Origin of the sequence: Sphingomonas sp. S-NIH.Pt15_0812, from assembly GCF_003951315.1 — a bacterium.
In the GTDB taxonomy this organism is placed as follows: domain Bacteria; phylum Pseudomonadota; class Alphaproteobacteria; order Sphingomonadales; family Sphingomonadaceae; genus Sphingomonas.
In genome coordinates this window covers 97,142-109,421 of sequence record NZ_QLJH01000004.1, presented here as the reverse complement: position 1 = coordinate 109,421, position 12,280 = coordinate 97,142, and the positions used below count along the sequence as shown (strand labels likewise).

Below are 12,280 nucleotides of genomic sequence, written 5' to 3'. Positions count from 1 at the left end.
CGGCTACCCCCGTTTGAACGGGGTCAGCGCCTCCAGATATTCGGCGTCCGCCGCGACGCCCTGGCGTTCGCGCTCCAGGAAGGCGGCGACCGCGCGGCGGAAGTCGGGATGGGGGATGTAATGCGCCGACCAGGTCGACACCGGCGCATAGCCGCGCGCCAGCTTGTGCTCGCCCTGCGCGCCCGCCTCGACGCGATCGAGGCCGCGCAGGATCGCCGCCTCGATCGCCTGGTAATAGCAGAGCTCGAAATGGAGGAAGGGCACGTCCTCGGCGCAGCCCCAATAGCGGCCGTAGAGCGTATCCTCGCCGATCAGGTTGAGCGCGCCGGCGATCGGCACGCCGTCCCGCTCCGCCAGGATCAGCAGCACGCGATCCCCCATCGTCTCGCCGAGCAGCGGGAAGGTGGCGCGGGTCAGATAGGGCGTCCCCCATTTGCGGCTGCCCGTATCCTGGTAGAAGGTCCAGAAGGCGTCCCAATGCTCCGCCCGGATCGCGTCGCCGGACAGGTGGCGGATCGTCAGCCCCTCCACCGCCGCCGCGCGCTCCTTGCGGATCGCCTTGCGCTTGCGGCTGGCGAGATCGTCCAGGAAGCCGTCGAAATCGCGGTAGCCGCGATTGGTCCAGTGGAACTGCACGCCCTGACGGATCAGCCATCCCGCCGCCTCGAACAGCGGCACCTGCGCTTTGTCGACGAAGGTGGCATGGGCGGAGGACAGGTCGTTCTGGTCGACCACCGCCTGCACCGCGCCGATCAGCGCCGGGGCGAGCGCGGGATCGCGCAGCAGCAGCCGGGGACCGGGCACCGGGCTGAACGGGGAGGCGATCTGGAGCTTGGGATAATAGTCGCCGCCGGCCCGTTCCCAGGCATCGGCCCAGCCATGGTCGAAGACATATTCGCCCTGGCTGTGCGCCTTGATATAGGCCGGGGCGATGGCGGCGGGGCGGCCGTCATCGCCGTCGACGATGATCGGCAGGGGCTGCCAGCCGCTGCGCCCGCCGACCGCGCCGGATTCCTCCAGCGCGGTCAGGAAAGCATGGCCGATGAACGGGTTGGCGCTGCCGGCGCAGGCATCCCAATCGGCGGCGGCGATCTGGCGGACGCCGTCGGCCAGGCGGGCGGTGATGCTGGTCATTACCGCCCGATCTAGGGATCGGAGGGTCAGGCCGGAAGGGGCAGCGCCTCGCCGACCTGCACGATCGCATCCACCTCGACCGCCGCGCCCAGCGGCAGCACCGGCACGCCGACCGCCGAGCGGGCATGGCGGCCATGGTCGCCGAACAGCGCGACCATCAGTTCGGACGCGCCATTGGCGACCTTGGGCTGGTCGGTGAAGTCGCCGGTGGAATTGACGAACACGCCCAGCTTCACGATCCGCGCCACGCGCGACAGGTCGCCGCCCAGATATTTCTGGAGCTGCGCGACGATCATCAGGCCGCAGGCCTGCGCCGCCGCCTGGCCATCCTCCAGCGAGACGCCGTCGCCCAGCCGGCCGGTGACGAGCTGGCCGTCGCGGAACGGCAACTGGCCGGAGACATGGAGCAGCCCGCCCGCCTCGACGACGGGGACATAGGCGGCGACGGGAGCAGCGGCCTCGGGCAGGGTGAGGCCCAGCTCTTCGAGCTTGCGAGCGATATGGTCGGTCATGGCCGAAGGAGGTGCCTTTGCCCGCGCCAAGGGTCAAGTCCTGGGCGCGGGGATCTTTGCCGAAGCGCTTCCCGTGCTCCTGCGCAGGCAGGAGCCCAGGGCGGCACGGGATATCAGGCGTTGTTTGGCTTGGCTCTGGGCTCCTGCTTTCGCAGGAGCACGATCGACAATCCTCTCACGCCGCCGCCATCGCCTCGGCCGCCAGCGCCTCCGCCTCGATCAGCAGCGCGTCGTCGCCGGCATTGGTCGACACCCGTTCGCGGCCGATCAGGACCAGCACCGGCACCGCGAGCGGCGACACTCGTTCCAGGTCGACATGCACCATCGTCTCCGCCGCGCGGTCGAGCAGATGGGCGAGCCGGCCGACATCGGTCATCCGCGCCCGCGCATCGTCCCAGGCGGCCTGGAGCAGCAGGTGGGTCGGCTCGTATTTGCGCAGCACGTCGTAGATCAGGTCGGTCGAGAAGGTGACCTGCCGCCCGGTCTTGCGCTTGCCGGGATGCTGGCGGTCGACCAGTCCGCCGATCACCGCCACCTCGCGGAACGCACGTTTCAGCAGATGCGACTGCTGTACCCAGTCGACGAATTCCTCCTCCAGGATATCGGCGGAGAACAAGGCGGCGGGGTCCTCGATCTTCTCCAGCCCATAGCAGGCGAGCGCGTAGTCATTGGCGACGAAGCCCAGCGGCTTCAGTCCGCGCGCCTCCATCCGCTTGGTGACCAGCATTCCCAGCGACTGGTGCGCGTTCCACCCCTCGAAGCTGTAGGCGACCATGTAATGCCGCCCCTCGCGCGGGAAGGTCTCGACCAGCAACTGGCCCGGCTCCGGCATCCGGGACCGGCGGGCCTGCATCGCCAGCCAGTCGCGGACATCGGCCGGGAAGCGGTGCCATTCGGACGAATCGGCCAGGAACCGCCGCACCCGGTCGGCGAGGCTGGTCGATAGCGGCATCCGGCTGCCGCCATAGCTGGGGATGCGCGCCGGGCGGCTGGTGGCGCGGACGACCAGATCCTCGGTGTCGATCGTCTCCACCTCCAGGCTGAGCCCGGCGAAGAAGAAGGTGTCGCCATGGCTCAGCGTCGCGGCGAAGCCCTCCTCGACCTTGCCCAGCTTGCGGCCGTTGCGGAAGCGGACGGTCAGCATCGTCGCCTCGACGATGATGCCGGCGTTCAGCCGGTGCTGCGCGACGAACTTCGGATGGGCGACGCGCCACGTCCCGTCCGGGTCCTGCACCAGCCGCTTGAACCGGTCATAGGCGCGCAGCGAATAGCCGCCGTCGCGGATGAAGCCGAGCACGCGGTCGAACGTCTCGTCGGTCAGCGCCGAATAGGGCAGGGCGGAGCGGACCTCGTCCAGCAGGTCCTCCTGCCGGAACGGGCCGGCACAGGCACAGGCCATGACATGCTGCGCCAGCACGTCGAGTGCGCCGGGACGGAACAGGTCGGGGTCCAGCTCGCCCGCCGCCACCGCATCCAGTGCGGCGCGCGCCTCCAGATATTCGAAGCGGTTGCCGGGGACCAGGATCGCCTCGCTCGCCTCGTCCAGCCGGTGGTTGGCGCGACCGATGCGCTGCAGCAGCCGCGACGATCCCTTGGGCGCGCCCATCTGGATCACGCAGTCGACATCGCCCCAGTCGACGCCCAGGTCCAGGCTGGAGGTGGCGACCAGCGCGCGGAGCCGGCCGGACGCCATCGCCGCCTCCACCTTGCGCCGCGCCTCCAGCGCCAGGCTGCCGTGATGGACGCCGATCGGCAGGCCCTGCGCATTGGCCTTCCACAGATCCTGGAAGATCAGCTCCGCCAGGCTGCGCGTGTTGCAGAAGACGATCGAGGTCTTGTGCGCGGCGATCTCGGTCATCACCTGCTCCGCGGCGTAGCGGCCCGAATGGCCCGACCAGGGCACGCGGTCCTGGGGCAGCAGGATCTCGATGCGGGGGGCGGCGCCCGGCTCGCCCCGCACCAGCGACACCGTGTCGATATCGCCGTCCGGGGCCAGCCAGGCGCGATAGCCGTCCGGGTCCGCCACCGTTGCCGACAGCGCGACGCGGCGCAGATCGGGCGCGATCCGCTGCAAGCGCGCCATCGCCAGCGCCAGCAGGTCGCCGCGCTTGCCGGTGGCGAAGGCATGGACCTCGTCGACCACCATCGTGCGCAGGCCGGCGAACATCGTCGCGCTGTCGGGATAGCTGAGCAGCAGCGACAGGCTCTCCGGCGTGGTCAGCAGGATGTGCGGCGGCTTGATCCGCTGGCGCGCCTTGCGGTCGGAGGGGGTGTCGCCAGTGCGCGTCTCGACCCGGATATCCAGGCCCATCTCGTCGATCGGGTTGACCAGGTTGCGCTGGATATCGACCGCCAGCGCCTTGAGCGGCGAGACGTAGAGCGTGTGCAGCCCGTCGCGCGGCGCCTCGATCAGCTCGGCGAGCGTCGGCAGGAAGCCGGCGAGCGTCTTGCCCGCGCCGGTCGTCGCGACCAGCAGCGCGTGGCGGCCCGCCCGCGCCTCGACCAGCATGTCGCGCTGGTGCCGCCGGGGCTGCCAGCCGCGCGCGGCGAACCAGGCGGTGAGGGGCGCGGGAAGGTCGGTCAGGGGCGTGTCGTTCAGGATCGGGGTGTCTCGTCCTTGTGGTACAGGTCGCGCGTCGCCTGTTCGCTGCGGCGCTCCTGTTCGGGCGGGATCGCCTTGTTCTTCGCGCGGGCCCACAGGATCACGCCGAACAGCACGAACGCGCCGACGAACACCACGATCATCCACAGGCTGCCCGTCAGCCAGTTGCTCTCCACCTGTCCCATCGTCCATTCTCCGAATGTCGTGCCGCCTGAACCCGGCGGCAATGGGTTTCGATCCGGGGACAAGCATTTGCGCGACGACGCCAGGGGCGCGGTCGGCTGGACGAGCCTTTGTGTCTCTGGCGATCGGGACTGGATTCAGCTTGCACTGGAAGGGGTGCCTGCCTCCGCCAGCATTCGTTCGGCCTCCGCCAGATGGAGGCGCTCGACCATCGCGCCGTCGAGCGCGATCGCGCCGCGTCCATCGGCCTCGGGGGCGGCGAAGGCGGCGACCACGCGGGCAGCCCAGGCCAGTTCGGCGTCGGTCGGGCCGAAGGCGGCCTGGGCGGCGGCGACCTGGTTGGGGTGGATCAGCGTCTTGCCGTCGAAGCCCAGCATCGCGCCCTGCGCGCATTCCGCCGCCAGCCGCGCCGCGTCCGTGATCGCGTTGAGCACGCCGTCGAGCGCGATCATCCCGCCCGCGCGCGCCGCCGCCACGATCGCCGCCAGATGCGGGACCAGCGGCGTGCGCGCCGCATCGGGGCGGCAGCGCAGGTCGAGCGCCAGGTCGTTGGTGCCGGCGACCAGCGCCTCCAGCCGCCATGTGGCCGCGCCCGCCGCGAGCGCGGGCAGCGCCATCAGCCCGCGCGCCGTCTCGATCATCGCCCAGAGCGCCGGGCCGTTCGCGCCAAGCGCCCGCCGCGCCGCGTCGCAAGCCCCGGCATCGTCCAGCTTGGGCAGCAGCACCGCATCGACCGGCGCGCCGGCCAGCGCGGCGAGGTCGTCGTCGTGCCAGGGCGTGCCGACGGCATTGGCGCGCACCACCAGTCGCCGGTCACCGAAGCCCCGATGCGCCGCCGTCACCGCCGCGTCGCGCGCCGCCGCCTTGGCTTCGGGGGCGACCGCATCCTCCAGGTCGAGGATCACCGTATCGCAGGTCAGGCCACGGACCTTCTCGATCGCCCGCGCGTTCGAGGCGGGCAGGAACAGGGCGGCGCGACAGCGGCGGTTCGTCATGGTCATGCCCGAGGATAGACGGTTCAGGGGGTGATCGGAAGCGATGGTGTCGCCCAGATGGCGGAGCGCATTGGCGGTGACGGCGGGCCTGACGATGGCCGGCTGCTCGCAAGGTGTGCTCGATCCCGCCGGACCCGTCGCGGCGGGCAACAAGACCGTCTTGGTCAATTCCCTGGCCATCATGCTCGGCATCGTCGTGCCGACGATCCTGGCGACCCTGGCCTTCGCCTGGTGGTTCCGCGCCGGCAATGCCCGCGCCAAATTCCGCCCCGACTTCACCTATTCGGGCAAGATCGAACTGCTCGTCTGGTCGGTGCCCGCCCTGGTCATCATCTTCCTCGCCGGCCTGACCTGGACCAGCAGCCATGCGCTCGCCCCGGAGAAGCCGCTCGAATCGCGCGTCCGCCCGGTGTCCGTGCAGGTCATTGCGCTCGATTGGAAATGGCTGTTCATCTATCCCGAACAGGGGATCGCGACCGTCAACCGGCTTGTCGTCCCCGCCGGAACGCCGATCAACTTCCGCATCACCAGCGGCACGGTGATGAACAGCTTCTTCGTGCCGCAGCTCGGAAGCCAGATCTACGCCATGTCGGGAATGGATTCGAAGCTGCACCTCCAGGCCGACCGGCCGGGCCGATATCGCGGCCTGTCCGCCCATTATAGCGGGGAGCATTTCGCCGACATGACCTTCTTCGTCGATGCGGTGCCGCCCGCCGCCTTCCAGCGCTGGGCCGCGTCCGCACGCGGGCAGGGGCCGGTGCTCGACGGCCCGACCTTCCTGCGCCTGGCCGAGGCGGACAGCCTCGCGCAGACCGTCACCTTCCGCGCGGTGATGCCGCGCCTCTACGATCGGATCGTCGCCAATGGCGGCGCGCCGGTGCGCGAGACCGCCAAGAGCGGCCGGGAGTCGAAGCATTGAGCCGGCTGCAATCCGTGGAGACGGGGCAGATCTCGCCCGTTTTCGGCAAGCTGCGCTGGGACTCCATTCCCTTTACCGAACCGCTGCCCCTGGTCGCGGCGGGGCTGGTCGGCGCGGTGGTGCTGGCGACGCTCGGCTGGGCGTGGAAGCGGGGCTATATGCCCTATCTGTGGAAGGAGTGGATCACCTCCGTCGACCACAAGAAGATCGGCATCATGTATTGCGCGATGGCGGCGGTCATGCTGCTGCGCGGCTTTTCCGACGCGCTGCTGATGCGCTCGCAACAGGCGATCGCCTATAACAACCCCGGCTACCTGCCGCCCGACCATTACGACCAGATCTTCTCCGCGCACGGCACGATCATGATCTTCTTTGTGGCGATGCCGTTCATGATCGGGCTGATGAACTTCGTGCTGCCGCTGCAACTCGGCATCCGCGACGTCGCCTTCCCGACGCTCAACTCGGTCAGCTTCTGGCTGACCGCCGCGGGCGCGCTGCTGGTCAATGTCAGCCTGGTGGTCGGCGAGTTCGCCAAGACCGGCTGGGTGGTCTATCCGCCGCTCAGCGAGTTGCGCTTCTCCCCCGGCGTCGGCGTCGACTATTATCTCTGGGCGCTCCAGATATCGGGGGTCGGCACGCTATTGTCCGGCGTCAATCTGGTGACGACGATCCTGAAGATGCGCGCGCCCGGCATGGGCTATACGCGGATGCCGATGTTCTGCTGGACATCGCTGGCCACCAACCTGCTGATCGTCGCCGCCTTCCCGATCCTGACCGCCACCTTGGCGATGCTGACGCTCGACCGCTATCTCGGCTTCCACTTCTTCACCAACGAGGCCGGCGGCAACCAGATGATGTTCGTCAACCTCATCTGGGCCTGGGGTCATCCGGAAGTCTATATCCTGATCCTGCCCGCCTTCGGCATCTTCAGCGAAGTGGTGTCGACCTTCTCGGGCAAGCCGTTGTTCGGCTATCGCTCGATGATCCTGGCGACGATGGTGATCTGCCTGTTGTCGTTCATGGTCTGGCTGCACCATTTCTTCACCATGGGGGCGGGCGCCGACGTCAACGGCTTCTTCGGAATCACGACGATGATCATCGCGGTGCCGACCGGGGTGAAGGTCTTCAACTGGCTGTTCACCATGTATGGCGGGCGGATTCGCTTCACCACGCCGATGCTCTGGTCGATCGGCTTCATGGTCACCTTCGTGATCGGCGGGATGACCGGCGTGCTGCTGGCGGTGCCGCCGGCCGATTTCGTGCTGCACAATTCGGTGTTCCTGGTCGCGCACTTCCACAACGTCATCATCGGCGGCGTGCTGTTCGGCGCGTTCGCGGGGACGACCTATTGGTGGCCCAAGGCATTCGGCTTCACGCTGGACGAGACCTGGGGCAAGCGCGCCTTCTGGTTCTGGATCACCGGCTTCTACCTGGCCTTCATGCCGCTCTACGTGCTGGGCCTGATGGGGATGACGCGGCGGCTGCAACATTATGACGTGCCCGGCTGGCAGCCCTGGCTGATCGCGGCGGGGGGCGGCGCGCTGCTGATCCTGTGCGGCATCGCCTGCCAGATCCGCATGATCTGGGTATCGGTCCGGAATCGCGAGCATCTGGTCGATGCCAGCGGCGATCCCTGGGATGGCCGCACGCTGGAATGGATCACCAGTTCGCCGCCACCCGCCTTCAACTTCGCAGCGCTGCCGCATGTCGAGGGCGAGGAAGCCTATTGGGACATCAAGTCCAGCGCCCGCGACCGCCGGCAGCTGAGCGACCTGCCCGATTACGATCATTTCGAAATGCCACGCAACAGCCCGACCGGGATCGTCACCGCCTTCTTCGCGACCGCGATGGGCTTCGCCCTGGTCTGGCATATCTGGTGGTTGGTGATCCTCGGCTTCCTGGGGGCCTGGGCGACCTTCGTCGTCTTCGCCTGGCGCGACGAGGCCGAATATCAGGTCACCGCCGAGGAGGCGGAGGCGATCGACCGCGACCGGCGCGAGGCCAAGGCCCGGCTGCTCGACATCCCGATGGAGCGCCCGGCATGAGCGCCGCGACCACTGCCCCCAGCCCGTCCCCCCGGTCCGCAAGCGGGAAGGGCGATCCCAACCGGCTGGGCCATGGCACGGTGCCGATCAGCGAGCAGGGGCCGGCGCCCAAGCGGATCGTCGTCGCCTATGGCTTCTGGATCTTCCTGCTGTCCGACTTCATCATGTTCGCGGGCTTCTTCGCCGCCTATGCGGTGCTGGTCGGCGCGACCGCCGGTGGCCCGACCGGCACGGACGTGTTCGAGCTGCCGCTGGTCGCCACGGAGACGGTGCTGCTGCTCCTTTCCAGCTTCGCCTGCGGGCTGGCGGGCATCGCGGCCGTGCAGCGGTCGACCCGCTGGTTCCAGGTGGCGATGGCGGCGACCGCGCTGTTCGGCGCGGCGTTCCTGGCGTGCGAGCTCTATGAGTTCACCCATCTGATCGGCGAGGGGGCGGGGCCGGGACGCAGCGCCTTCCTGTCCGCCTTCTTCGCGCTGGTCGGCTGCCACGGCGTCCATGTCACGCTGGGCCTGGTCTGGCTGACGACGATGATGGCGCAGGTATGGGCCAAGGGATTCCGTGACGACATCCTGCGGCGGATCGCCTGTTTCAGCCTGTTCTGGCACGCGCTCGACATCATCTGGGTGGCGCTGTTCACCGTGGTCTATCTGATGGGAGCAGGCGGCGCATGAGCGACGAACACAGCCATGTCGACGATACACGCACTGCCGGGCAGGGCCATGGCCATGCCGCGCCGGGCGAGCAGGAGGCGGACGCCAAGACCGATGTGCGCAAGGCGGTCGGCATCTATGCCATCGGCTTCCTATTGGCGGCGATCCTGACGGGGGCGTCCTTCTGGGCGGCAGGCAGCCATGCGATCTTCGGCCCCGCCGTGCCGGTCGCGCTGATCGCGCTGGCGGTGGCGCAGATGGGCGTCCATCTGGTCTTCTTCCTCCACATCACCACCGGGCCGGACAATACCAACAACGTGCTGGCGCTGGCGTTCGGCGTGCTGATCGTCGCGCTGGTGCTGGTCGGCAGCCTGTGGATCATGCGCCATCTGGACCACAACCTGATGCCGATGGGCGTGGCGATGGACATGCAGCGTTAGGCGAGGGTGCATCACCGGCTTGATCCACCCGCCGGCGGCTTGCATGACCATGGGCTATGACCGTGGAACCCGATCTTCGCCGCCGTGCGATCCAGGCCTTGAGCGAAGGGCGCGTCGATGACGGCATCCAGGCCTATCGCGCGCTGTTGGCAAAGGTACGCGGTGGACCGGACGACTGGTATAATCTCGGCTATCTGTTGCGATGTGCGCGGGAGTTCGAGGCGGCGCTCCATGCCTATGATCGCGCGATCGCGGCGGGTATCGATCGGCCCGAAGAGGTACGGCTCAACCGCGCCGTCATCCTGTCCGAACATTGCGACCGGCCGGACGCGGCGGAGGCGGAATTGCGGCTGGCGCTGGCCTCCGCGCCGGACTCGCTGCCCGCCTGGCTGAACCTGGGCAATCTCTACGAGGATCGCGGCGCGGCGACCGAGGCGCAGGCGGCCTATCGGCAGGCGCTGGCGATCGATGCCGGCAATGGCCGCGCCCGGGCGCGGCTGGCGATGATCGACATCCATCAGGGTCGCGCGGCCATCGCCGTCGACCAGCTGCGCGACCTGCTCGCGCGGCCCGGCCTGCCGCCGGTGGCGGCGGCAGAGATGGGCTTCGCACTGGGCGCGGCGCTGGATGCGCTGGAGGATTATGACGCCGCCTTTGCCGCCTTCACCGCTGCCAACCGGACGGCGGCGCGGGCAAGCGATCCGCGCCTCCGCTATGATCGTGCCGCGCAGGAACGGCTGACCGACGAACTGATCGCGGCAACGCCGGGGCGGGCGCAGGCCCGTCCGGAGGCCGAGGCCGCGCCGATCTTCATCTGCGGCATGTTCCGCTCGGGCTCCACCCTGACCGAACAGATGCTGGCCCGCCACCCGATGGTCCATGCGGCCGGCGAGCTGGAGATCATCCCGGCGCTGGCCCATGCGATCCCGGGCTACCCCCGCACGCTACCGTCGCTGGACGAAGACCGACTCACCGCCCTGCGCGATCGCTACCGGGCGGAGGTGCGGCCGCTCGTCGGAACGCTGCGGATCACGGACAAGCGACCCGACAACATCCTGCATGTCGGGCTCATCAAGCAGATGTTCCCCGATGCGCGGATCGTCCACACCGTACGGCAGCCGCTGGACAATATCCTGTCGGTCTGGTTCCTCTATTTCGACGATCATATCCGCTACGGCCACGACCTGGGCGATGCCGCGCATTACTATCGGCAATGCCGCCGCCTGATGGATCATTGGCAACGCAGTTATCCTGGGGACATCCACCAGATCCGGTACGAGGCCCTGGTCGCCGACCCCGAGCCGGCGATACGCGCGCTGACCGACTTTGCCGGCCTGCCCTGGGACCCGGCGGTGCTGGCGCCGGAGCGGGGCGATGCGATCGTGCGTACGGCGAGCGTCTGGCAGGTCCGCCAGCCGCTGCACCAGCGATCGGTCGACCGCTGGCGGCATTATGCCGGGCCGCTGGCGGCGTTCCGCGAACACCTGGGCGACCTGCTCGACGGCATGGCATGAGCCGGGTTCAGGGCGCGATCGTCCCCTGGCCGGTGGCGTGGAACAGCGCCTTCAGCATCGAACGCTCCTCGGCCTCCAGATAGGGGTTCCAGATGTCGAAGATCAGCACGATCCGCAGGTCGTCGCTGTCGTTCCAGGCCTCATGCTCGATCGTGTCGTCGAAAGCGAAGGCCTCGCCCTCGCGCCAGGCGCGCGTCTCGCCGCCGACCCGGAAACGGCATCGCTCGGGTACGACCAGCGGCAGGTGCACGATCGATCGGGTGTTGGTGACGCCGGTATGCGGCGGGATATGCGCGCCCGGCCGTAGGATCGAGAAGAAGGCGGTCGGTGCCTTGCCGGGGCTGTCGTTCTGCGGGATCGCCGCCAGTGCTGCCGCGGTTGCCGGGCAGCGTTCGCACACGGCGTCGTTGCGAACGCCATATTCCCATAGGAAACAGGCGCTCCAGGCAAGGTCGTGGTCCAGCTTCGACCAGGGATTGACGGGGGTGCCCGCCTCCTGCCGGACATAGGGACGGATATGGGGCACGCCCTCGCGCAACAGCGCCTCCGCCTCGGCGCGGATCGCGGCGGTGCGCGCCTCCAGCGCCCCGAACCAGGGGAAGAGCGGGCGATCGAAGAATTCGACGGCTGGCAGGAAGGGGTAATGCAGGCCGGCGCATTGATTGGTATAGATGCGCCGCCGTCCGAGCAGCGTATCGACGCAGGCGGCGAAGCGGCGCGCGCCTGCCGTCCCGTTGGCGGCATCGTCCAGTCCGGGCACGCTCCGCGCGATGCGGTCGCCCAGAGCGCGGGTCTGTTCCGCCAGGAAGCGTTCGCCACGGGCGACGGCCTCGACGATGGCGGGGCTGCGCTCTGGTAGCAGGGCGGCGATCTGCACCACCGCGCTCCAGCAGCGGATCGCCTCCACCGTTTCGGCGCGGCGTTCGTGCAGTTCGGCCAGGCGCAACTGGGCGGTCAGGTGGCGCCGGTCGAGGGCGAGAGCCTCTTCCAGGGCCTTGCGTTCCGCGGCATCGTCGCCGGCCAGCCGATGGGCGGTGGCCAGGTTGATCCGCAGGATCGGCTGGTTCGCGTCTTGCGCGGCGGCGGTGGCGAAGCAGCGCGCCGCCATGGCCGCATCCTCATCGGCCAGCGCGCGCATCCCGCGTGCGTTCAGTAGCTGCGGGTGATCGGGGGCCAGGGCGAGCGCCTCGTCGAGCAGGCGGCGATCCTCGTCATGCGCGCCGCGCTGGCGGGCCTGCCCGGCGGCGGCGATACGCTGTTGAACCGATGCGGGAAGGGGAGGCATT

At 68.9% G+C, this 12,280-nt stretch carries 11 protein-coding genes; 5 read left to right on the top strand and 6 right to left on the bottom strand.

The genetic code is table 11. The annotated features are described in order from the left end of the window. Window positions 1–3: 3 nt before the first annotated feature. The 5 genes from BRX43_RS04115 to BRX43_RS04095 all read right to left on the bottom strand — a co-directional run bounded on the left by BRX43_RS04115 (window position 4) and on the right by BRX43_RS04095 (window position 5,432). A complete protein-coding gene (locus BRX43_RS04115) occupies window positions 4–1,134 on the bottom strand; it encodes a GNAT family N-acetyltransferase (RefSeq protein ID WP_125993562.1) in 1,131 nt (376 codons plus the stop codon). A 26-nt stretch (window positions 1,135–1,160) separates the two neighbouring features. Continuing rightward, window positions 1,161–1,646: a RidA family protein gene (locus tag BRX43_RS04110; RefSeq protein WP_125993561.1), complete on the bottom strand. Its 486-nt coding sequence runs from the start codon at window positions 1,644–1,646 to the stop codon at window positions 1,161–1,163. A 175-nt stretch (window positions 1,647–1,821) separates the two neighbouring features. Beyond that, on the bottom strand, window positions 1,822–4,230 hold the full coding sequence (locus BRX43_RS04105; protein ID WP_125993692.1) for a ligase-associated DNA damage response DEXH box helicase: 2,409 nt from the start codon (window positions 4,228–4,230) through the stop codon (window positions 1,822–1,824). A gap of 11 nt (window positions 4,231–4,241) precedes the next feature. Further along, entirely contained in the window at window positions 4,242–4,433 is a 192-nt protein-coding gene (locus tag BRX43_RS04100) for a hypothetical protein (RefSeq protein WP_125993560.1), read from the bottom strand. 135 nt (window positions 4,434–4,568) lie between these two features. Continuing rightward, the gene (locus BRX43_RS04095; protein ID WP_125993559.1) at window positions 4,569–5,432 is read right to left on the bottom strand and encodes a CoA ester lyase; all 864 of its coding nucleotides are present in this window, start codon (window positions 5,430–5,432) and stop codon (window positions 4,569–4,571) included. A gap of 70 nt (window positions 5,433–5,502) precedes the next feature. Here BRX43_RS04095 and cyoA point away from each other — a divergent pair, with 70 nt between their 5' ends. Genes cyoA through BRX43_RS04070 form a run of 5 tightly spaced genes read left to right on the top strand, consistent with a single transcriptional unit; the run spans window position 5,503 to window position 10,994 of the window. After that, window positions 5,503–6,345, top strand: coding sequence for a ubiquinol oxidase subunit II (gene cyoA / locus BRX43_RS04090; protein ID WP_241214753.1), 843 nt, complete (start codon window positions 5,503–5,505; stop codon window positions 6,343–6,345). A gap of 5 nt (window positions 6,346–6,350) precedes the next feature. Beyond that, window positions 6,351–8,390: a cytochrome o ubiquinol oxidase subunit I gene (gene cyoB / locus BRX43_RS04085; protein WP_125993691.1), complete on the top strand. Its 2,040-nt coding sequence runs from the start codon at window positions 6,351–6,353 to the stop codon at window positions 8,388–8,390. Then, window positions 8,387–9,061: a cytochrome (ubi)quinol oxidase subunit III gene (locus BRX43_RS04080; RefSeq protein ID WP_125993557.1), complete on the top strand. Its 675-nt coding sequence runs from the start codon at window positions 8,387–8,389 to the stop codon at window positions 9,059–9,061. Before cyoB ends, BRX43_RS04080 begins: the two co-directional genes overlap by 4 nt. Beyond that, window positions 9,058–9,480, top strand: coding sequence for a cytochrome o ubiquinol oxidase subunit IV (gene cyoD, locus BRX43_RS04075; protein WP_125993556.1), 423 nt, complete (start codon window positions 9,058–9,060; stop codon window positions 9,478–9,480). Before BRX43_RS04080 ends, cyoD begins: the two co-directional genes overlap by 4 nt. 56 nt (window positions 9,481–9,536) lie before the next feature. Next, complete coding sequence (locus BRX43_RS04070; RefSeq protein WP_125993555.1) at window positions 9,537–10,994, top strand: sulfotransferase; 1,458 nt, start codon at window positions 9,537–9,539, stop codon at window positions 10,992–10,994. Window positions 10,995–11,001: 7 nt separating this feature from the next. Here the strand turns inward: BRX43_RS04070 and BRX43_RS04065 are convergent, their stop codons facing one another. Beyond that, complete coding sequence (locus BRX43_RS04065) at window positions 11,002–12,279, bottom strand: aspartyl/asparaginyl beta-hydroxylase domain-containing protein (RefSeq protein WP_125993554.1); 1,278 nt, start codon at window positions 12,277–12,279, stop codon at window positions 11,002–11,004. Between the last annotated feature and the right edge of the window lies 1 nt (window position 12,280).